28 protein-coding genes and 3 pseudogenes are annotated in these 20,617 nt (G+C 54.4%); 23 read left to right on the top strand and 8 right to left on the bottom strand.

Annotated elements, in window-relative coordinates; translation table 11 throughout:
- Positions 1-110: 110 nt before the first annotated feature.
- The 5 genes and pseudogenes from dsbD to H7A79_RS15160 all read right to left on the bottom strand — a co-directional run.
- The gene (gene dsbD / locus H7A79_RS01970; protein ID WP_187000897.1) at positions 111-1,889 is read right to left on the bottom strand and encodes a protein-disulfide reductase DsbD; all 1,779 of its coding nucleotides are present in this window, start codon (positions 1,887-1,889) and stop codon (positions 111-113) included.
- Positions 1,890-2,269: 380 nt separating this feature from the next.
- Complete coding sequence (locus H7A79_RS01965) at positions 2,270-2,998, bottom strand: amino acid ABC transporter ATP-binding protein (protein WP_135034343.1); 729 nt, start codon at positions 2,996-2,998, stop codon at positions 2,270-2,272.
- Positions 2,999-3,045: 47 nt separating this feature from the next.
- A complete protein-coding gene (locus H7A79_RS01960) occupies positions 3,046-3,504 on the bottom strand; it encodes a hypothetical protein (RefSeq protein ID WP_187000896.1) in 459 nt (152 codons plus the stop codon).
- Between the two features lie 31 nt (positions 3,505-3,535).
- On the bottom strand, positions 3,536-4,315 hold the full coding sequence (gene rsmA, locus H7A79_RS01955; protein ID WP_187000895.1) for a 16S rRNA (adenine(1518)-N(6)/adenine(1519)-N(6))-dimethyltransferase RsmA: 780 nt from the start codon (positions 4,313-4,315) through the stop codon (positions 3,536-3,538).
- Between the two features lie 312 nt (positions 4,316-4,627).
- Positions 4,628-4,732, bottom strand: a pseudogene (locus H7A79_RS15160) (IS3 family transposase); the annotation flags it as partial.
- Positions 4,733-4,948: 216 nt separating this feature from the next.
- Here H7A79_RS15160 and H7A79_RS01945 point away from each other — a divergent pair.
- Positions 4,949-5,161: pseudogene (locus tag H7A79_RS01945) on the top strand (IS110 family transposase); the annotation flags it as partial.
- Between the two features lie 328 nt (positions 5,162-5,489).
- On the opposite strand, the gene H7A79_RS01940 reads toward H7A79_RS01945, so the two are convergent.
- The 3 genes from H7A79_RS01940 to H7A79_RS01930 all read right to left on the bottom strand — a co-directional run bounded on the left by H7A79_RS01940 (position 5,490) and on the right by H7A79_RS01930 (position 7,471).
- Positions 5,490-5,744, bottom strand: coding sequence for an IS3 family transposase (locus H7A79_RS01940; RefSeq protein ID WP_187000893.1), 255 nt, complete (start codon positions 5,742-5,744; stop codon positions 5,490-5,492).
- 167 nt (positions 5,745-5,911) lie between these two features.
- Positions 5,912-6,199, bottom strand: coding sequence for a hypothetical protein (locus H7A79_RS01935; protein ID WP_353663616.1), 288 nt, complete (start codon positions 6,197-6,199; stop codon positions 5,912-5,914).
- Between the two features lie 567 nt (positions 6,200-6,766).
- Positions 6,767-7,471, bottom strand: coding sequence for a LexA family transcriptional regulator (locus H7A79_RS01930; RefSeq protein ID WP_187000892.1), 705 nt, complete (start codon positions 7,469-7,471; stop codon positions 6,767-6,769).
- Positions 7,472-7,756: 285 nt separating this feature from the next.
- On the opposite strand from H7A79_RS01930, the gene H7A79_RS15155 reads away from it, so the two are divergent.
- The 22 genes and pseudogenes from H7A79_RS15155 (at position 7,757) to H7A79_RS01820 (ending at position 20,614) form a co-directional block, all read left to right on the top strand.
- On the top strand, positions 7,757-7,828 hold the full coding sequence (locus H7A79_RS15155; protein ID WP_245231747.1) for a helix-turn-helix domain-containing protein: 72 nt from the start codon (positions 7,757-7,759) through the stop codon (positions 7,826-7,828).
- Between the two features lie 140 nt (positions 7,829-7,968).
- A complete protein-coding gene (locus H7A79_RS01920) occupies positions 7,969-8,799 on the top strand; it encodes a DNA-binding protein (RefSeq protein ID WP_246408031.1) in 831 nt (276 codons plus the stop codon).
- A complete protein-coding gene (locus tag H7A79_RS01915) occupies positions 8,711-9,190 on the top strand; it encodes a DDE-type integrase/transposase/recombinase (protein WP_246408170.1) in 480 nt (159 codons plus the stop codon). The genes H7A79_RS01920 and H7A79_RS01915 overlap by 89 nt, the downstream gene beginning before the upstream one ends.
- A 313-nt stretch (positions 9,191-9,503) precedes the next feature.
- On the top strand, positions 9,504-9,902 hold the full coding sequence (locus H7A79_RS01910) for a Mu transposase C-terminal domain-containing protein (protein ID WP_246408029.1): 399 nt from the start codon (positions 9,504-9,506) through the stop codon (positions 9,900-9,902).
- A 149-nt stretch (positions 9,903-10,051) separates the two neighbouring features.
- Positions 10,052-10,966: an AAA family ATPase gene (locus tag H7A79_RS01905; protein WP_187000891.1), complete on the top strand. Its 915-nt coding sequence runs from the start codon at positions 10,052-10,054 to the stop codon at positions 10,964-10,966.
- 75 nt (positions 10,967-11,041) lie between these two features.
- The gene (locus H7A79_RS01900) at positions 11,042-11,281 is read left to right on the top strand and encodes a hypothetical protein (protein WP_187000890.1); all 240 of its coding nucleotides are present in this window, start codon (positions 11,042-11,044) and stop codon (positions 11,279-11,281) included.
- On the top strand, positions 11,274-11,486 hold the full coding sequence (locus H7A79_RS01895) for a hypothetical protein (protein ID WP_187000889.1): 213 nt from the start codon (positions 11,274-11,276) through the stop codon (positions 11,484-11,486). The genes H7A79_RS01900 and H7A79_RS01895 overlap by 8 nt, the downstream gene beginning before the upstream one ends.
- Positions 11,449-11,580 carry a hypothetical protein gene (locus H7A79_RS01890; protein WP_281384955.1) on the top strand — a complete coding sequence of 44 codons (132 nt, stop codon included), beginning with the start codon at positions 11,449-11,451 and terminating at the stop codon, positions 11,578-11,580. The genes H7A79_RS01895 and H7A79_RS01890 overlap by 38 nt, the downstream gene beginning before the upstream one ends.
- Positions 11,581-11,634: 54 nt before the next feature.
- Positions 11,635-11,979 (top strand): hypothetical protein, encoded by a 345-nt coding sequence (locus H7A79_RS01885; protein WP_187000888.1) that lies wholly within the window; start codon positions 11,635-11,637, stop codon positions 11,977-11,979.
- A gap of 19 nt (positions 11,980-11,998) precedes the next feature.
- Positions 11,999-12,487: a class I SAM-dependent methyltransferase gene (locus tag H7A79_RS01880; RefSeq protein ID WP_246408028.1), complete on the top strand. Its 489-nt coding sequence runs from the start codon at positions 11,999-12,001 to the stop codon at positions 12,485-12,487.
- A 1-nt stretch (position 12,488) separates the two neighbouring features.
- On the top strand, positions 12,489-12,713 hold the full coding sequence (locus H7A79_RS01875; RefSeq protein ID WP_187000887.1) for a hypothetical protein: 225 nt from the start codon (positions 12,489-12,491) through the stop codon (positions 12,711-12,713).
- Between the two features lie 2 nt (positions 12,714-12,715).
- Entirely contained in the window at positions 12,716-13,303 is a 588-nt protein-coding gene (locus H7A79_RS01870; RefSeq protein ID WP_187000886.1) for an HNH endonuclease, read from the top strand.
- Positions 13,300-13,794, top strand: coding sequence for an HI_1489 N-terminal domain-containing protein (locus H7A79_RS01865; protein ID WP_187000885.1), 495 nt, complete (start codon positions 13,300-13,302; stop codon positions 13,792-13,794). Before H7A79_RS01870 ends, H7A79_RS01865 begins: the two co-directional genes overlap by 4 nt.
- Complete coding sequence (locus H7A79_RS01860; protein ID WP_187000884.1) at positions 13,791-14,210, top strand: hypothetical protein; 420 nt, start codon at positions 13,791-13,793, stop codon at positions 14,208-14,210. Before H7A79_RS01865 ends, H7A79_RS01860 begins: the two co-directional genes overlap by 4 nt.
- A gap of 1 nt (position 14,211) precedes the next feature.
- A complete protein-coding gene (locus H7A79_RS01855; RefSeq protein ID WP_187000883.1) occupies positions 14,212-14,631 on the top strand; it encodes a hypothetical protein in 420 nt (139 codons plus the stop codon).
- Positions 14,592-14,822 (top strand): annotated as a pseudogene (locus H7A79_RS01850) (hypothetical protein); the annotation flags it as partial. The gene H7A79_RS01855 and the pseudogene H7A79_RS01850, both read left to right, overlap by 40 nt.
- Positions 14,812-15,966, top strand: a complete 1,155-nt coding sequence (locus tag H7A79_RS01845) for a phage baseplate assembly protein (RefSeq protein ID WP_187000881.1) — start codon at positions 14,812-14,814, stop codon at positions 15,964-15,966. The pseudogene H7A79_RS01850 and the gene H7A79_RS01845, both read left to right, overlap by 11 nt.
- A complete protein-coding gene (locus H7A79_RS01840; protein ID WP_187000880.1) occupies positions 15,963-16,631 on the top strand; it encodes a phage baseplate assembly protein V in 669 nt (222 codons plus the stop codon). Before H7A79_RS01845 ends, H7A79_RS01840 begins: the two co-directional genes overlap by 4 nt.
- Positions 16,632-16,721: 90 nt before the next feature.
- Positions 16,722-17,069 (top strand): phage GP46 family protein, encoded by a 348-nt coding sequence (locus H7A79_RS01835; protein ID WP_187000879.1) that lies wholly within the window; start codon positions 16,722-16,724, stop codon positions 17,067-17,069.
- A gap of 23 nt (positions 17,070-17,092) precedes the next feature.
- The gene (locus H7A79_RS01830) at positions 17,093-18,142 is read left to right on the top strand and encodes a baseplate J/gp47 family protein (protein ID WP_187000878.1); all 1,050 of its coding nucleotides are present in this window, start codon (positions 17,093-17,095) and stop codon (positions 18,140-18,142) included.
- A 2-nt stretch (positions 18,143-18,144) separates the two neighbouring features.
- The gene (locus H7A79_RS01825) at positions 18,145-18,714 is read left to right on the top strand and encodes a YmfQ family protein (protein WP_187000877.1); all 570 of its coding nucleotides are present in this window, start codon (positions 18,145-18,147) and stop codon (positions 18,712-18,714) included.
- A 1-nt stretch (position 18,715) separates the two neighbouring features.
- The gene (locus H7A79_RS01820) at positions 18,716-20,614 is read left to right on the top strand and encodes a putative phage tail protein (protein WP_246408026.1); all 1,899 of its coding nucleotides are present in this window, start codon (positions 18,716-18,718) and stop codon (positions 20,612-20,614) included.
- The last annotated feature ends 3 nt before the right edge of the window (positions 20,615-20,617 follow it).

Raw genomic sequence — 20,617 nt, 5'->3', positions numbered from 1 at the left:
CCCCAGCCTGCCTGTCCATACCGGCACCGGGTAACACTGCAGGCTATACACAGCGCGGCAAACAGCCAACGCTTGATTGTTTCCAAGCAGATTGGCCATATCCCCCCCGGCTAGTTTTCGTTTTGCCGGTACCATTCGATAAATGCTTCGGGTTTCACAAAGCCCAGCAGGGCTTCGCTGCGGCTGCCGTCTGCGCGGACAACAAACACGCCGGGCGGGCCGAACAGGCCGTATTCTTTGAGCAGTGCCTGATGTTCGGGCGTGTTGGCGGTTACATCGATTTGGAAAAAGCGCTGCATATCCACCGCCTCATGCACCTGCGGTTGGTTGAGCGTGTAGGCCGCCATTTCTTTGCACGAAATACACCAGTCGGCGTAGAAGTCCAGCAACACCGGCTTGGCGGGGTTTTGCTGCAAAGCTGCCTGCATGTCGGCCTTCAGTTGCGCCACATCGGTGTGAACCCGCCCGTGTGTGCCCTCTTTTGCGGCAGCCGGCGGCATCAGGGTGAGAAAATGGTGCAGCGCGGTGGTTTGCCGGTTGGCACTCTGATAGGCAAACCATAAGCCGCCCAGCAGCAGCAATGCGCCCAACAGCGCACTTGCGCTTTTCAGACGGCCGGCGGTTTTGGCCGTCTGAACCAGCAGCAGGCCGGCCGGCACAATCATCAATAATGTGTAAAGTGCAACCACGGCTGCATACGGCAGAAACGGTGTGGCCAAATACACCGCCACCGCCAGCAGAATAAAGCCGAACGCATATTTGATACCGTTCATCCACGCGCCCGCTTTCGGCAGAATATGGCCGCCGAACGTGCCCACCGCCATCAGCGGCACACCTGTGCCCACAGCCAGGGCATACAGTGCCAAACCGCCGAGCAGGCCGTCGCCCGTTTGACCGATATAGCCCAGCGCAAATGCCAGCGGCGGCGCCACGCAGGGGCCGACTATCAGCGCGGAAAGCATACCCATCACAAACACCGAAGCGATTTTGCCGCCCGAAAGTTTGCTGCTTTGGTTTTGGAAATAGCCCTGCACTGATGCGGGCAGCTGCACGGTAAACACGCCGAACATCGACAATGCCAGCACCACCATCACCGCGGCCGCTGCCAGCACCACCCACGGCTGCTGCAACCACACGGTCAGCAGCGCGCCCGTCAGCCCCGCCATCACGCCCACGGCGGTATAGGTGAGTGCCAAACCCTGCACATACACGGCCGAGAGCACAAACGCCCTGCCCTTGCCGGTGTGTTTGTCGCCCACCACAATGCCCGACACAATCGGCAGCAGCGGATACATACAAGCCGTGAAGCTCAAGCCCAGCCCCGCGAGAAAAAACGCCAACAGGTTGGCGTTCAATGTGTCCCACGAGAGCCTGAAGCGGCTCTCTGAAGGTGCAGCCTCAGGTTTGGTGCGCTTTGAAGCCGGCGGCTGCAAAAAGGGGCTTGCGCCGTCTGAAGCGGGGCGGTAAAGCCCTTCACCATTGATTTCAAACGCCGTTTCCACAGGCGGGTAACACACGCCCACATCGGCACAACCCTGGTATTTCAACACCAGCCGGTAGTTTTTCGCCGCTGCGGCATACGGCCAATCAACCTGTGCGGCACGGTAATAAACGGTTTGCCGGCCGAAAAACTCGTCTTCCTTCACTTCTCCGGTGCTGAATTTCGGCATGCCCAGCAGCCCCGCCGGCGTGGTTTCCGCCGCAATTTTCGACTGATAAATATAATAGCCGTCAGCCACGGCAAACTGCACGCTGATGCCTTGCGCACCCGCATTCACCATCGGCACAAACGCCTTTTCGGGCGGCAGCAGTTTGGAAGCATCGATTTCTGCCCGCGCGATGCCGGCCAGTGCAAAAAAAGCCGCCAAAAAATAACAAAATTTTTTCATTGCCTACCTTTCAGACGGCCGGAACACCGCCGCCGATCCAATATCATTTAACGCCGCAGGCAAACCGCCTGAAACTCTTCTCTTTCAGACGGCCTTTACCCCGTTTTTCTTACACCGCATCGTGGCAGACACATTTCCGGCAAGCCCCAAGCACAAACCCCAAGCCATGCAGACAGCACGCCCAAACCCATCAACAGTCAAATCGATGCGCCGTACCGCATGGTGAAACCCCTTTGTTTCCGTTACGGCATGGCTGTGTTTTGCTTGAAAGAAAACGGCTTTGTACGCCGCGAAGCAGCAGAGCCGGCTCCATACTTCCATACCGCCCGAGGCTTGCATCGGTTTTGGGCAGAATCTGCCGGGGTGCCGCACCCTGCCGCCTAATGTTTCATCACCTGCTGTAAAAACTGCCGGGTGCGCTCGTGTTTCGGGTTAGTGAAAAACGCATCGGGGTCGGCATCTTCGATAATTTGACCGTGATCGACAAACACGGCGCGGTCGGCCACTTCGCGGGCAAAACCCATTTCGTGGGTAACGCACATCATGGTCATGCCGCTCTCGGCCAAATCTTTCATCACCCGCAGCACCTCGCCCACCATTTCGGGGTCGAGCGCGGAAGTCGGCTCGTCAAACAGCATCACGCGCGGCTCCATTGCCAATCCGCGCGCAATCGCCACCCGCTGCTGCTGGCCGCCTGAAAGCTGGCCGGGCATGGCATCTTTTTTGAGCGACAAACCTACGCGCTCAAGCAGCGCCATCGCCTTTTTTTCGGCCTGCGCGCGGCTTTGTTTTTTCACCTTCATCGGCGAGAGGATAATGTTTTCCAACACGCTCAGATGCGGATAAAGGTTAAAGCTCTGAAACACAAACCCCACCTCTGCGCGCACTTTGTTCAAATCGGTTTTCGGATCGGCCACATTCATGCCGTCCACCCAGATTTCGCCACTGTCGATGGTTTCCAACCGGTTTACGGTGCGGATAAGGGTGGATTTGCCGCTGCCCGAAGGCCCGCACACCACCACCACTTCGCCCTGCCCCACTTCCAGATTCACGCCGTTAATCACGTGAAGGTCTTTAAAATGCTTGTGTACGTTTTTGAATTTAATCATGGTTTCGATATTCTTTTTTTCAGACGGCCTCAGGCCGCCTGATTGGTTTAAGGGTAAAACTGATTCAAATCCGCCACCAGTTTTTCCAGCTCCGCCCCGGTGGGCAGTTTATTGATGCTCCGGTAAACTTTGATATAAACGCTGTCGGCTTTCACATTCGCAACATACACCACAAAATGTACGCCTTTAAACCCTTTTTCGACATCGCAGGTGTAATAAGTGATGCCGTTGCTTTGCGCTTTTTGCAAAGTGCAGTCGTGCTTGCGGTAACCCTGCTCTTTAACGAACCACTCCTTGATAACCCCCGCCTGCTGCGCCGCCGGCACGCGGATTCGGTTCACCAGCAAATCATGATCGGGCTTTTTAGGATAACCATACCGGAAAACAGCCCCGCCGCCGCTCAGCTCGGCCTGTATCATTTTATAGCGGTGGTTTTGAAAAAAAGCATCATTGGGGTTCATGCAGGCAGCCGACAATAAAGCAAGAAAAGCCCCAACATATTTCATATCCGCTCCTAAAAAATAAAAACTTACGGTTTCAGACGGCCTGCTGCACCAAATAATTGCTCAGCACCACATATTTTCCGGCCTCGATATGCTCCGGCCTCTCTTTCGGGTTGATGCCTGCGGCCTGCAAATCTCCATCGGCGGCGATGCCTTTGAGATTGTTGCGTATGGTTTTGCGGCGTTGGGCAAACGCGTGTTTCACCAGCCCGGCGAAATGCCCGAAATCTTCGGCCTTACCGATGCGGTATTTGACCGGAATCATGCGCACCACTGCCGAATCCACTTTCGGCGCGGGGTAAAACGACTCCGGCGGCACCTCGATTAAAGATTCCATCTCGAAAAAGTATTGCAGCATCACGCTCAAACGCCCGTAACCATTGCTGCCCGGCTCCGCCGTCATGCGCTCAACCACTTCTTTTTGCAGCATAAAATGCATCTCATCCACATCATCTGCCACTTCGCTCAAACGAAACAGCAGCGGCGTAGAAATATTGTAAGGCAGGTTGCCGACAATTTTCTTTTTACCCGCCACACTGTTGAAATCGAATTGCAGCACATCGCCCTCGTGTATCACCAGCTTACCGGCAAACGGCAGGGTTTTCAGACGGCCTACGATGTCGCGGTCGATTTCGATCACATGAAGTTTGTCGAGTTTTTCGGCCAGAGGCGCGGTAATCGCGGCCAAACCAGGGCCGATTTCAATCACCACATCACCCGGCTGCGGGCGCACGGCATGAACGATATCATTGATAATACGCGTGTCCTGCAGAAAATTCTGTCCGAAACGTTTGCGGGCTTTATGTTCTTTCATGCGGCTTCTTCAACTCGGTTTCAGTCATATAATTATAGCGCAAAACCATAGCCGGCAAAGCAAACTGCAATGCCGTCAAAACCTCGGCAAAAACCGCAAAGGCCGTCTGAAACGCCGTTTCCGAAGAAACCCGGTTTCTGCAGAACCAATAAAACAGCGTGTATCAAAAATGCCTGCCGGGCGCATTATCCAAACAGGCATCCCAGCTTTCAGACGGCCTTTATCGCTTAAGCCCTGCCAAAATACCGTCCACCGCAACTTGGCAAAGCCTGCCCGAGAATGAACTCCCCCCAAAAAATTTAGACAGCTTAATCAAGCGGTTTTCAAGGGCTGAATCCTGTACTGTACAGGGCTCAGTCCTTTTAATTTCAGCTTGGTTCTGTCGTGGTGGTAATAATGAATATACTCATGCAAAGCTGCTGCCAATCCGGCAGCGGAAGCATATTTGCGCGTATGGAAGCATTCCACTTTGAAATACGCAGGCTTTTTTTAACGTGCCGGAGAAGCTTTCCACGGCCGCATTGCCCAAACAGTTTCCTTGCGCGACATGTTTTGCACCGGTTTGCATTTGCCCGATTCAATTTGGTAATCCCGCGCCCATACCGATCCGAACACAGTATCGGCTTTTCAGACGGCAAAAGCCAGGCACGGGCAGCCCTATACATGCCCGCATCGGCCGCCTACCGCATGAACGCCTTTCCCGCCTTTATCGGCCGTCTGAAAGCCGGGAAAAAACCGCCGAAACTCATCATTGTTGCAATTATGAGAAAGCTGGTAACCATCGCTTTCTACATTTTGAAAAAACAAACGGAATACGACAAAACCCGTTACGGATTAACAACATAAATTAACAATACCAAACAGAAAAATGCCCCGCAAAAGCAGGGCACGGCTTGGTTGTTGCCGAAAGAATACATCAACGGCATTGACACTTTCACACACTATCTTGATTGCTTAAACGCTTCTTTCAATATTTTCCCGACCGAATCGACAACGCCGGGTTGTAGGATTCAGCAACCGATGATTTCTCCGTTAAACCAGCCCGTCAGCGGCAACAGTTGCGCTTTTCCCCACCGGCATCGAATCCGGCAACCGATGATTGCCTTGTTGAACCAATCCATCAGCGGAGAAAGATACAACTTTTCTCCCGCATTATTGAGCTCCGTGGCAGCCCTTACCCGTTTTCCATTTGGCTTTTCCGCCTTGAAACGGCGTTGCAGGATAGCGGCGCAACGTTGCCGGCCTCTTTCGAACGGACGATGGACGGCATTGGCACCGCCGTACCGCCGCCCCGGCCCGACACCGCCTTCAGACGGCTGATTGTCTTGTGGTTGGCCAACATCCCTGCATAGCGGATTGCCGCCGTTATCCTGCGGCAGCCGCAGCGTCCTTTGTGTTGCCGGCAAGCCGCACGGATATGCCGTTTCAAACCGGCATATTGGTCTTCTGCCGAATGCGCTGCCGGTTGGCAGCAGAAGGCAGTAGCATGTACCGCGCCCCGAATCTTCCCCGGCGCCGTCTGAGCAGCCGTGGCTGCGGAAGATACTACGCGGCTGCCCCGTCATCTCCAAAGCCGTTTCAAAGGATAGTCCTGCCTTAATCCTGAGACGACTCGGCATCTTTCTGCCGCGCTTCGTTCTTCCCGGATTCAGACATCGGGCTGTTTTCAGACGGCCTTTGCCCGCGGTATCGGGCGGTTGTCGGGCCGGTATGGAATCCGCCGGCCGGGGCGCGTCCCTTTGGGGATACCCCTTCATTTCTGACCATGACATGGCGTTCATCTTGAGATTCAAAGGGTTGCAATCCAAAGGGCAGTCGGAGATGCCTGGCTTTTTTAACGGTTTCAGGTTGTTTGATCTTTTTTACAGATTTTCCGTCCTGCACATCTTGGCCAGTTTGGTTTCTCCACAGGCTGCCCGCCTTTCGGGCTGGGATTCAAACCGTCAAGGTACCACCGCAAACAGGAACAGGCCGTCTGAAACATATTTTCAGACGACCTTTATTTGCTTTGAAATGCAGTCTATTTGCGCTTTATGATCTGTATTACAAAGCTATCTTTGGCGGGCGGCTTTCAGCCTGTTCTTTTGTGCCGTTCTTTCTTCCATGAGCTGGTTGTATAAAAGACCAATACGCACTTCAGGAGGGCAGTGATCGTTACTGGTTATTTCCGCAACGTTAAATATTTAGATATGGTGGTATGACAGTATTCGGCTGTTATGGGGTAGGTATTATTTTGACACCTTTAGAGAATAAGCAAAAAAAGGAGAAAAAATTAAAGGAAACAAAAATTTGAGCGGAGATTTAGCAAAGTCGGCTTTGACACTTTTTTGCGTAAAGTGAGTAGAAAGTGATGAAACTTTGATACCTTTATTGTGCGGTTTTGGTGAGGTTTTGAGTTGATTTTGGTTTTATTTGAATAGAACGGCGTTTGGATATACCAAACGCCGTTTTTTAATTGACTGCGCGACCATACCACTCTACGCGGCCGATGATGGCTACGTTTTGGTGGTCGGCCGTTAGATCTATCTCGAAAGGCTCGTAAGACGGGTTGGCGGATTTGACCAGCAGTTTGCCGGGCAGCTTTTGGATTTGTTTTACAAACAGGTCGTTATCGATGCGGATAACGTACAGGCCGTCGCGCAGGTCGGTGTTTTCGTGGTTGACGAGGATGTTGTCGCCGTGGTTGAGCACGCCTTCCATTGAATCGCCTTTGACGGCGATTACGGATAGCTTTTCGGGATGGCGGGTAACGTAGTTTTCAATCCAGTAGCGGCGGAAGGCCATGCAGAATAAGGGTTTGTCGTCTTCGGCGGGGTAGCCGTGCCCTGCGGCGGCATAGACGTCATAGCGCGGGATAAAGACGAACTCGTCCAAGCTGACGGGGTTGCCGAGGGTGTCGGTGGCGGTGCCGTCGGAATGGGTACGGACTTCGACGGCTTGTCCATTATCTATATATGGAGAGCCTTTACCAGTAAGTAACCAGTTTAAATCGCAGCCGGTTACTTCTTGAATTTTAATCAAATAGTCGGCTGTTGGAATAGCACTATCTTTCCAGACACGGCTAAAACCGGAAGCGGACATATCAATCTTATTGTAGAAGTCGGCGGGTTTGGCATTATCGGGCCACAAAGATTTTAAACGCTCTAAAAAGTCCATGATTGTCCTTTTGCTTAGAATTTCTCATTTAAGCAAAAAAATGTAATTCTTTTGCTTAAAATAAATCATTCAAATAATCAAACAGATATGATTATTTTGCTTTTTTGCGCTATATTTTTAAGCAAAAGAGTTTCAATAAACTTTTTTTGCTTAGTATTGTTAACTCAATTAATCAATTAACGATGCAAATCACATTACTGAATGGAGTAAGTCAATCATGCAAAAAAACGCAACACCAACAAACTGGCACCGCGAAGCCGGGTTGTCAATACGCTTAGAAGCGCATTGACAACCCCTTATTTAAAAGGAGAAAGAATTATCGCCGCTGCAATCGGAGTGGAGCCGGAAGAGATTTGACCGGAGCGATACGCAGCACGAAATTTAAAACCTGTTTTTCCAAAAAGGGTTGTAAATGGATAAGCGGTTTTTGATTTAGTTCCTTAAATGCTAAAAGTTATACGCATTTAAGTAAACCACAAAAAGAAAGAAATAGCAAAATGTTAATTTCAGCGGTTGAGTTGGCAGGTTTGCAGCTTCCGAGACTGCCAAACAGTAGGCAAGGAATTGAATACCACGCCAAGAAAAATAATTGGCCGTTTAAAGAGATTGCCGGACAGGCTCGGGGTGGGAAACTTAAGAAGTATCTGATTGCTGCCCTGCCGCCGGAAATTCAGACGGCCACGCTGTTGGCTAAGGTGCCGGTGTTGGCGGAAGCGAAAAAGCCGGTGAAGCCGAATAAGAAAATGAAGCAGTTGGGTTTGATGCCACGTGAGGATGGTTTGATGCGGTTGGATGATAAGCAAACGGAAACGGCTCATGCGCGGTGTGCGATTGTGGCGCATGTGTTGCTTTTGTACGAATTGTCGGGTATGCCGATTAAGAAGGCGGTGGAGTTTGTGGCGGCAGAAGCGGCGGCGGGCAGACTGCCCGAAGATATTGCGAAGCTGATTCCGATTGCGAATGCTCGAAGCAACGATGAGCGCAGTTTGAGCGGGCCGACTTTATACCGGTGGGTGAGGGCTTACCGCGCGGCACCCGACAGCGTGAGTCGGCTTGCGGCGCTGGCACCCGTGAAAACTCGCGAAAAGAAGCCGATGCTGGCGATTGAATGGCTACCTGATTTTTTGATGTTTTATCAGCAGCCGAACAAGCCGATGATGATGGCGGCGGCGAAAAAGCTGGCGCAATGGTATCTGGAACAGGGAAAAATCGAGCAGATATCGAGCAGATATCGAGCAGATGCCGAGCTACGATCAGATTCAGACGGTGATGAAGCGGCTGCCGGAGCATATGAAGGAGCGCGGCCGGCGGACGGAGTCGGCTTATAAGCAGTTGATGCCTTATATCGACTGCGACTGGCTGGCTTTGAAACCCAATGATGTATGGGTGGGCGACGGCCACAGCTTTAAGGCAAAAATCCGCCATCCGATGGGTTATCTGTTTACGCCGGAGGTAACGATGATTATTGACGGATGCAGCGGCGCGGTGGTGGGTTGGAGCGTGGCTCTATCGGAAACGGCGGTAGCGGTGGCGGATGCTTTACGCCACGGGATGACGGATTTACCGCCGCCTTTGGGCTACTACTCGGATAACGGCGCGGGCGAAACGGGCCATATGCTGGATAAGGAGACGACGGGTATTTTGCCGCGTATCGGTATCGAGCATTTTACGGGTATCCCGGGCAACCCTCAGGGCCGCGGTAAGATTGAGCGGCTGTAGCAGACGATTACGATTCCGCTGGCGAAGCGGTACAGCACTTATCAGGGCAAGGATGCGGACTCGGAAACGCTTCGTAAGATTGCAAACTCGGTGTCGAGTGCGGATAAGGCTCAAAAAAAGTACGGAATTGAGCAAGGTGCAGGAGGCGGCGCTGGATGCGGTGCCGACTTGGGCGCAATTTATTTAAAGCTGATTTAGAGGAAGCGGTGCATCAATACAACTTTGAACACGAACACCGCAGCCTGCCGAAGGATCCGGAAACGGGCACTTTACGCCGATGGGGTATTACGAATATCGGATGAAGAAGGACGGCATGCGGGTGAAAACGGATGTTTTAAGCCCGTTGGAGCTGGATATGATGTATCGGCCGGAAGAAGAGCGGATACCCGACCGCGGCGTGTTGAACTTGTGGAACAACACCTATTTTAATGAGGCGCTGCTGGATTACAGCGGGCAAAAAGTGCGGGTGGCCTACGATATCCACAATGCGGAAAGCGTAATCGTTAAGGATATGCAAGGCAAAGTGATTTGCAAGGCGGTGTTTAACGGCAACAAACGCGCCGCCTTTGCCGAAACGCGGATGGAGCAACTGGCCGATCGCCGCCGCAAAGGCCAAGCTCGCCGCCTGCAAAACAAGATGGATTTAATCGAGGCACAACGCCGCTCGGCCACCCGGTTATCGAACAGCAGCCGGATTACGGCGAGTTTTTGAAGTTGAAAACGGACAGCGGCGAGTTGGTGGAAGTGGAAAACACGCTGCCGGCACGAGGCGGTAGCAAGAAGAAGTTACGCGATTTTTTATGGGAAGACGCCAGTTAAGCATTACGGCTAATCTTTAATACTTTTTAAGGAAAACGAAAAATGATTGAACAACTGAAGCAATTTTTGGAAACCAGCGGCATGAGCCAAAACAAGGCGGCCGACCGTATGGGGGTATCGCGCAGCGCACTATCTGGCTACTTAAACGGCAAATATGACGACGATATTGCGGGTATGGATAAAAAGGCGGCGCTGTTTTTGGAGCAGGAAGGCGACCGCGCGGAATTGAAAAAGCTGGATATTCCGTATGTGGAAACAAGTACGGCCAAGAAGATGAAAGGCTGGCTGGGCTTGGCGGCTTGGCTGGGGCAGCTGGGGATTGTGTACGGCGGCGCGGGCTTGGGTAAAACCACGGTATTGAAGCAGTATGTGGCAGCCAACCCGCTGGCTTTGCTGGTGGAGCCGGATACGGGCTATACGGCAAAGGTGTTGTTGCAGGAAATCTGCCGGGTATTGGACTTAAGCGATAAGGGCAATATCCACGAACTGACGGAGCGGATTATCGACTGCCTGAAGCGCGATAAAAAAAGCAGCAGCCCGCGCGATCATCACCGTATCCTGCTGATTGACGAGGCGGAGCAATTGCCCACCCGTGCGCTGGAGAGCCTGCGGCGGATACACGATAAAACGGGGGTGGCGGTGGCGTTGGTGGGTATGCCGAAGCTGCTGCTGAATTTGAAGGGACCGAACAGCGAATTTAAGCAGTTGTTCTCGCGGGTGTCGGTGAAGATGGAATTGGGCGAAATGCTGCCGGAGGCGGATTTGAAGCAGATTGCGGCGGCGGTGTTGAAAACTAACGACGAAGCGGTGTCGCAAAAGGTGGTGAAAACATCAAAAGGCAATGCGCGCAAGCTTTCCAAACTGCTGCTGATTGTGGATTATTTGTTGCAAGTTAACCCCGATGCGGATTTGGACGGCGATGTGATTGAGCATGCGGAAACCTACTTAATCCATTAAGCCTTTGATGCGAGGCAATAATTTTTTTGCCCAGTATTTTTTATAACCTATTGAAAAATAAAGGAAAATCAAAAAATGGATACCTTGAAATTGCGCCAACTGCTGATGCCTGTTTTGATGGCTGCGGCGGTTGCCGCCTGTGCCAACCGCTGTACCGAGCCGGTGCCGGCGCGGAGCCTGTACCAACACGAAACCGAAGTGCAGCGGCTGGTGCGCGAGCAGCAGGACTCAGCCGATTTTGCCGCGCTGGAGCTTGAGAAAGCCTATGAGCGAATGAGCGATAACGAGCGTATGGGCGGGGTGGTATATGAGTAGTTTCAGACGGCGCAACAGCGACTGGCAGGCCTACGGCCAGTGGCGCAGACGCGCAGCGGTGTGGTTTGCGCGGCCAAACCCGCACACCCAATGGGGACGGTTGCAAGAGGCCATCGCAGAAATTAAACGGATACACGGCGATAAAGCCATTATGACGGGAGCGGAGTATGAGCAAAAGATTTCAGACGGCCGTATGGCTGATTAGATTGTGGGTGGCGGCGGCGGTGATGTGCTGGTCGGCAGCAGCATTGGGCGGGTATTTGGGCTGGCTGACCGTGATGAAACTGACGGGGCAATAATTTTTTTGCCTTGAGAAAATATTAACTAATTGAAATTAAAAGGAATATAAAAAAATGACGCAATTAATCGACGAATTACTGGCAGCAGCGGAAGACACGGCAACGCCGACCCGTTTAAAGCTGCTTTTAGACGAAGCCGCGCTGTGCATCATGCGGCTGGAAACCCGCGATTTATACGATCAAAAGCGTTGGGAGTTTTTAGAAGATTTGGGCGTGTTCACCTTAGACAAAAAGGACGGCGAAGACCCCAAACTCACGATACAGACGGATGCGCAGAATTATTTCTGCGCCTGCGCGGCTACCCTGCGCGAGACCGTGGATTTGGCGGTGGAAGAACTGTACGGCGCAGACTGCCGCCGCCCAGCGGTAACGGTGGGGCCTGTTACGGCAGTGAATTGAAACAGATTGGAGCGCAAAAATGAAAGTGTTGGACCCCTGCTGCGCCGGCCGCATGATGTGGTTTGACAAGCAGGACAGCCGCGCGGTGTTTGGCGACAGACGTTGTGAGCAACACCTGTTGAAAGACCGCCATTACCTGCGCAAGCTGGAAATATCCCCTGATGTAAAACTGGATTTTACCGACCTGCCATTCCCGGACAACACCTTCCCCGTGGTGGTTTTCGACCCGCCGCACCTGATACACGCGGGCGAGCAATCATGGCTGGCAAAGAAATACGGGGTATTGGGCGGCAATTGGCAGGACGACATACGCAAGGGATTTGCAGAGTGTTTCCGCGTGCTCAAGCCCAACGGTGTGCTGATTTTCAAGTGGAACGAAAACCAAATCAGAGTGGGCGAAATTTTGGCTTTGACCGACCAAAAACCGCTGTTCGGCCATGTGAGCATGAAGCACAAGAAAAACCGGACACAAACCCATTGGATAACTTTTTTGAAGGAGGCGTCCTGAAATGAAAAACAGCTTACTTGATTTGAATAACCATTTATTTGTGGTGCTTGAAAGATTAAACGATGAAGACATCGCCGGAGAACGGCTTGAGCAGGAAATCAGCCGGGCTAAAGCGGTTAATTCGGTGGCGGAAAGCATTGTAAACAATGCCCGCGTTGCTTTAGAGGCCGAAAAACTGAAGGCGGAATATGCGGACTTCAGCAAACCGAAAATGATTGAGAGGTAATTATGGCGAAAAAAATCATCTATTCCGAAGATGAGAAAACGTTTCTCAAAGCAAATAGCACGCTCCAGAGAAAAGAACTTGCGGCAGCATTCAACAAGCGGTTCGACCGTGATTTGAGCGTGCAGAATATTAAAAGTATGTGCACGCGCAATCGGTGGCTTACCGGGCGGGACGGACGGTTTGAGAAAGGCTCCCGACCTGCCAACAAAGGCACCAAAGGGTTTATGAAGGAGAACGGCGGCAGCTTTAAAAAAGGGCACAGACCGCGTAATTCGGTGTCTGTGGGGACGGAAGTGGTTGCAAAAGACTGGGTTAAAGTGAAGGTGGCCGAGCCTAATGTATGGCGGAATAAATCGCATATGGTTTGGGAACAGTATCACGGCTCCCCGCCGCCAAGAGGTATGTTTTTACTGCATCTTGATTGCGATTTCACGAACAACGCCATCGAAAACCTTGTGATGGTATCCCGTGCGGACATGGGTAAATTGAACAAAAGAAAATTTAGAGATACCCCATTGGAGCTTAGGCAATCGTTGGTTTTGGTTGCAAAAATCGGCACCGCAATCAACAACAGAAAGGACGGACAATGAAAGTGAAATGCCCCAACTGCGGGGCAGTCCACAGCCTCGACAGCCTGCTCGGCAACGACGGCGCTACCGAGCTGATACAGGCGGTGCTGGAGTTTGATGCAGCGGTGGGCAAGTTGGCGGTGCGCTATGTCGGGCTGTTCAGGCCGGCCAAAAGCCGGCTTACCTTTAGCCGCGCGGCCAAGCTCTTAAACGAGCTGCTGCCCGACATCAAGACAGGGCAAATCAGCCGTGACGGCGTTATCTGCCCCGCCCCGCCCGAGGCTTGGATTTACGGTTTTCAGACGGCCTTGGACGCCCGCAACGCAGGCCGTCTGAAACCGCCGCTGAAATCCCACGGCTACCTGTACGAAATTATCAGCAAATGGCAACCGCAGAATGGGTTGCCGGCGGCGGCAAACCGGCCGCAGCAAGAAGTCCTGCCGGCAGGCAAGCCCAGCCAAACCCTAACCGCCGCCGCACTGCAATCGGCCAAGAAAGGAGCGAAACCGTGAAAGAGCTGCCCGCCGCCATCCATAACGCGGTCATCGACGGCTTAACCCTGCTGCTGGCACTGCGCCTGCCCGGCACGCCCGCCGCCGACACCATACAGGCAACGGCGAAAGCGTGGAGTGTGGCACTGGCGGCGGGCAAGACATGGGACGCGGAGCAGGATATCCCGCGGATTAAGACGGCCTTTGCCGTGTTGGCGGCGCAAACCGACCGCTGGCCAGCACCACGCGACCTACTGGGCTGCCTGCCGCCCCGCCCTGAGCAGCTGAAACTCGAGCATCGGCACCGGCCGTCTGAAAAGGAAAAAGCCGCCGCTGCGGTGGTGATGGTGCAAATCAAAACCAAGCTGGCAAAAGCTCCTGTTTTTAACCGTGGCTGGATGCAGCCGCAAACCACCAAACCCATGAAAGGAAAATGAAATGATTGTAGATGTTTTAAAACCGTGCAAAACGGAAATAAAAGCAGTAAGAATCAATGTGTGCTTGCACGAAGATGTGGCGGAGCAACTCCCCGAATTTTTGCTTGCGGACGGCGGGGATTTTGAAATCGTTATCGATGTCGACACCGGCAAAGTGCTGAACTGTCAAGGAAATGAAGCCGTTAGCGTGACCGATAAGGTATCCGACTCGGGTACTTATACCCTGCTGGGTAAAGACAATGAAGAAATAGTAAAACTCGTTTATGAGTATGTGCCCAACAAATTAATCCCCGGCGAGTACGGTGACTATATCGACCTGAAAATCAACACGGAAGGTCTGATAACTAACTGGCCGAAGTCCCCAGCGCCCACACTGCGGGCGAGGCATTGCGCAGGCTGGCCGCGCGGTTTAACCGCCTGATTGTGGCGGAAATAAACCAAAAGCCGCCACTGGTGGTGCGGATTGCCCAGTTTGACTGCACCGTGCACCAGCTGGCGCACGAGTTTTACGGCGACCTTGGCCGCGCCGACGAGCTGGTCAAACTCAACCCCCATATCAAACACCCCGCATTTATCGCGCGGGGCGAACTGGTAAACAGCTATGCAAAATAATTCCTACGGCCACACCACCGCCGTGCGTATCGGCGGCAAAGAGCACCGCGATTGGGAGAGCTACGATATAGACAGCGATTTTTTGATACCGGCCGACGGTTTCGATTTTGCCATCGGCCTGCCCTACGGCGCGGCGGAAATCCCCGATTTGTCGGGGGAGACGTGCGAGGTGGTAATAGACGGCCAAACGGTGATGACGGGCATTGTCGACAGCCAGCATCACGATAAGCGCAAGGGTTCGCGCTCGCTGCGGCTTAGCGGGCGCGACTATGCCGGGTTGTTGGTGGATTGCTCTGCCGTGCAGCTCAATGTTAAGGGCATGACCGTGTTGGACGCAGCTAAAAAACTGGTGGCGCCATGGCCGCAAATCAAAAATATCCGGCTCAAGGCCGAGAGTAACCCGGTGCTCGATAAAATCGACATCGAGCCGGGCGAGAGCGTGTGGCAGGCGTTAACGCATATTGCCAATTCGGTGGGGCTGCATCCGTGGATGGAGCCGGACGGCACGCTGGTTGTGGGCGGGGCGGATTATGCCAGCCCGCCCGTGGCCACCTTGTGTTGGAGCCGCAGCGACAAACGGCGCAACACCGAAAGCGTGGTGCTGGAGTGGTCGGTAGATAACCGCTACTCGGAGGTGGTGTTTCTGGCGCAATCGCACGCAAAAAGCGGCGACAGCGCCAAACACGATCTCAAATGGGTTTACAAAGACCCGACCATGACGCTTCACAAACCCAAAACGGTGGTGGTGTCCGACGCCGACAATTTGGCCGCGCTGCAAAAGCAGGCCAAAAAGCAGCTGGCCGATTGGCGGCTGGAGGGGTTTACCCTAACGGTTACGGTAGGCGGCCATGCCACGCGCGACGGTGTGTTGTGGCAGCCCGGCCAGCGGGTGCATGTGATTGATGACGAGCACGGCATCGATGCGGTGTTTTACTTGATGGGGCGGCGGTTTATGCTCTCCCGCGGCAGCGGCACGCAAACAGAGCTGCGGTTCAAAGAGGACGGGGTTTGGACGCCCGATGCCTACCCCAAAAAATCGGAGCAGGCGCGCAAGCGTAAGGGCAGCAAAAAAGGCGTAACCAACCGTAAAAAAGCAGGCAAAAAACAAAAAACGGAAACCAACAAAACGGCGGTATTTGAATGAGTTTGGCAAAAATGGCGAAGCGGGCGGCGCAAACGGCCCGAAACATCGGCGATACCGTGCGGGCGGCGTTCCGCGGCAAAATCACACTGGTTGTGTCGGACGGGCTGATACAGCGTGTGCAGTTGGGCGGCTTGGCCGACGAAACCCTGCAAGACCTCGAACACTTGCAGGAATACGGCTTTGCCAGCAACCCGCCGGCAGGCTCGGAAGCGGTGGTTATCCCGCTGGGTGGTGCAACGTCGCACGGTGTGATTGTGTGCACGCAGCACGGCCGATACCGCATTAAAAACCTCAGCCCGGGCGAAACGGCCATTTTTAACCACGAAGGGGCAAAAATCGTGATTAAGAGCGGCAAGGTTATCGAGGCCGATTGCGATGTTTTTAAGGTTAACTGCAAAAGCTACAAAATCACGGCCAGCGAAGCAGCCAACTTTGAAACGCCCATGCTGGAGACCAGCGCGGTGTTGACCGCACAAGGCCAAATCAACGGCAACGGCGGCATGGCCGTGCAGGGCGGCAATGGCGCGACATTTAGCGGCAACGTAACTCAAACGGGCGGCAGTTTTGAAACAGACGGCGATGTGGCGGCATCGGGCGTTTCGTTGGCCAACCACCCGCACACCGGCGACAGCGGCGGGCAGACATCGCCGCCGATACCGGGATAACAGCAGGCAGCCTTCGGGCTGCTTTTTTTGCGCCGCAGGCTTGAAAGGCGTTTGCTCTGACAGGCCGTCTGAAAAAGGCAAAATCACGATATGGATAAAGAGCTTGATACCGCCACCGGCGACTACACCGGCAAAACCGTCAGCACCCTTAAAAATGCGGTGTACATCCGGTTGATGACGCCGCTTGGCAGCTGGTGGGCAGATAAAACGGTCGGCTCACAGCTGCATCTGTTGCAGCGCGAGAAAGACCTTGAGCGGGTGGGTTTGCTGGCGGAGCAATACGCCGCCGAGGCATTGCAGCCCATTGTCGACAGCGGGCGCGCACAACGGATTACCGTCAGTGCCGAGCAGCCGCACAACGGCTGGCTGTATTTGGCTATCCGCGTCGATACCGCCGAGGGCGGGTTTGACTACCGCCACAAGGTACCCGTTATTTAACCCGTTTAAAGAGGCTTTAAAGCGTGTTTACGATTCCGACGTTTGAGGAGATCCGCGATTCGGTTTTGCGCGACACACAGTCGCTCGACCCGACGGCAGACATCAGCCCCGACGGCGACCACTACGTGCACGCCAGCCGCCTGGCCAGCGTGGCCGCTGGGCAGTATGCGCATCAGGCGTGGATTACCCGGCAGATTTTCCCCGACACGGCCGATAGCGACTATTTGGAGCGGCACGCCAACCTGCGCGGCCTTCGCCGCCGCAATGCCACCAAAGCGGCAGGATATGCCGTTATCACAGGCGCGTTGGCAGGTGCGGTTGTTTCAGACGGCCTGCTGATTAAGCGCGGCGATTATCTTTACCGCACCCTTGAGCGCGTGGCGGCAGACGGCAGCGCGCCGGTTAGGGTTGCCGTGGCCGCGGAATCTGCCGGCACCGCAACCCACGCCAAAAATGCAGCGGCTCAGTTGATGGCGGCACCAGCGGGCGTGCCGTCTGAGTGCGTGATTACCGTTGAGGGCGGCACCGACACCGAGAGCGATGCATCGCTGCTTGCCCGTTTGCTGGAGCGCATCCGCCGACCAGCCGCAGGCGGCAACAAGTATGACTTTAAAAATTGGGCGTTGGAGGTGGACGGCGTAACGGGGGCATACGTTTACCCGCTGCGGCGCGGGCTGGGTACGGTTGACGTGGTTATCACCAGCTCGGGCGGCCTGCCGAGCGATGAGACCATCAAAAAATGCCAAGACTATATCGACGAGGTGCGCCCCGTTACCGCCAAAAATGTGCTGGTCATGGCACCGAACGCCGTTAACGTCGATGTGGCCGCATCGGTGTTTATCCCGGGCGTATCCGATGTGCAGCCGGTGGTTGAGCGGGCGTTGGCCGAGTTTTTCGGCAAATTCGAGCCGGGCGACGATTTGGTGGTATCTCAAATCGAAGCGGTTATCAGCAATGTGCCGGGTGTGGCTGACCGCATTTTGACGGCACCGCGCGCAAATATGCTGGCCGCAAACGATGACGACGTTAACTGGTATCGGCTGGGCACCGTAACCATCACGGGCATGGGTTAATCATGGGCTACAAAAACACGCTGCTTGCCCTGCTGCCGCCTGTATCTTATGCCCGTAATGCCGACGGCCAGCGCAATCAGGCAACCATCGACGGCAATGCGCTTGATGCCGCCGCCGACCATGCCGCCGCCGCGGAAAACGCCGTTACCCCCGAATACGCCGGCGAGCTGATCGACAACTGGGAGCGCGTACTCGGCATCGACAACTCCGATAAACCCGAGCCTTACCGCATCAGCGCCGTAATCGCAAAAATCAACGCCACCGGCGGTTTGAGCATCCCTTATTTTTTAAGTTTGGCAAAGGGTGCGGGCTACGACATCCACATCACTGAGGAGGATTGTTTTCGGGCGGGCACAAGCTGCGCGGGCGACAACCTCAACGATGAGGAGAGCCAATGGCGCTGGTGCGTCGACATCGCCGACGGCAACGCCACAGCCTACATTTTCCGCGCCGGCGAAGCCCGCGCCGGCGACCGACTAACCGTTTACACAGACCCCATCATCGAGACGATGTTTGAGGAGCTTAAGCCGGCATGGACTTATTGCCGTTTTGAATACGCCGAGGAGCTATAAGATGGATTTAATCCAAACCCCCGATAATCAGTTTGTTGACGGCACCCGCCGCGTGCCGGGCACTCCCGTGCCGGCATGGTGGCTCAATCAGTTGCAGGGCGAGTTGTTTAGCATTTTAAAAGCCGCCGGAATTGAGCCGGATAAGGCGGATCATAGCCAGGTTTTGAGTGCCATCAAAACCTTGGCCGAATCTGCCTCGCAAGTATCCAGCATTGATGCGTTGCGCCAATACAGCGGTTCGGGTTATGTTAATGTCAACGGATACTATGATACCGCACCGGGTATCGGCGGCGGCCTGTTTGTGGCCGACAAAGCCGACAAAACCACCGCCGACAACGGCGGCACGGTGATTGTGGCCGCCGACGGAATGCGCTGGAAAAGGCAGTCTGAAACCGTGTCGGCGGCTGATTTTGGCATTTTGGGCGACGGCAGCGACGAAACTCAAAAGGTTCAGACGGCCTTAAACGTATGCGCGGGCGAGCGCAAGCCGCTTGGTTTCACGGCCGGCAAAAACTACGGCATCAGCCAAATCAGTATCCCGCAGTTTTCGCAGCTTTCCGCGGCCGGAGCAGTGTTTAAAAAACTGGCCGCATCCGAACAACCGTGTATCAACATCAACAGCGATGTGTCTGTCGATGTGCTGGCGGTCAACTCGCCCGGCAGCGCGGCAGATCGCGGCGTGCGTGTGTTGGGCAGCAACGTTGAGATCGGAAAAATCGAGCTTAAATCAGATGCCAAGGGGTCAAACTACGGTGTGCACTTGCAGTCGTCGATCGGTATCCCGCTTAAAAATATCAAAATCGGCGCCGCGGATATTACCAACTACGACGCAGCCCTGATGCTGTTCGGGGTTGAGGGCGGGCGCGTCGATAATATAAAAATTAAGTGTTACCGCACCGGAGTTTATCTGCGCGACGTGGGCAACTACGATTTTAACCGCGCCCACCTGTCCGAAAAATCGCCCAACGCGGAGGGTGCACCCGGCCAAAACGGCCTGCTGGTTGAGAGCATTGGCGGCGACTACACCACTCATGATTTGACTTTTGCAAATTGGTTGATTGAGGACGCAGCGGAGCACGGCTACCGCTTCGGCGGCCAGCTCGGTATCCGCGACGTGTCGTTTGTGGCCTGCGTGTCCAAGATGTCGGGCAACCACGGCGGCACGTCGAGCGGCGGCTGCGGCTTTAAGGTGCTTGGCGCTACCAGCGTGGCCCGCCACCGCCACAAAAACTTTAAACTCACCGCCTGCCACGTCGAAGACGTCAACATGACCGGCGGCGGCATCGGCAATTTTGCGGGCTACATGTTTTCGGTTGTAGACGGCGTTACCATGACCGGCTGCACGCTCGGCAAAAAGCGCAACGCGCAATACTCGTGCTGGGATGCGGTGTCGCTGGAATCGGTAACCAACATCTCGCTTAACGGCAACGTGATGAGCGATTTCCAGCGGCAGGGCATCCGCGTCGTGTCTGCCGTTTATGACCGGTTCCCCGGCTGGGACGGCCTGCTCGACGGCCTGTTTGTGCAGGGCGGCAGCTACCAAAACAGCCACAACCAAAACGCCCCGGTGGTATTTTTTGACACCAATGCCGCGCCCGAAGCAACCGGCGCGGGCACCGTGAAAAACGTGGTTTTCACGGGGGTCAACATGCGCGGCGGCATGGCGGCAATCCGCACCGCAGACGCCATTACCTACGATAACCTGTACTTTGATTTTGACTATGACAACGGCTTAAGCAGCGGTGCAACCCCCGTTATACCGGGCAAGGGCGACGCCTACTACAACGCCCGTATCCCGTGGATCGGTTACTCGCCGACGGCCAAAAACGGCTCGACAATTATCGACAAACTGACCGGGACAGTGCGCGTGCGCCGCAATAATACTTGGGTTACTGTTTAAGGA

The sequence above is a fragment of the Neisseria musculi genome (assembly GCF_014297595.2).
GTDB classification, from domain to species: domain Bacteria; phylum Pseudomonadota; class Gammaproteobacteria; order Burkholderiales; family Neisseriaceae; genus Neisseria; species Neisseria musculi.
Note: the sequence above shows the minus strand (reverse complement) of the source record. Positions and strands in the feature narration are given on the sequence as shown.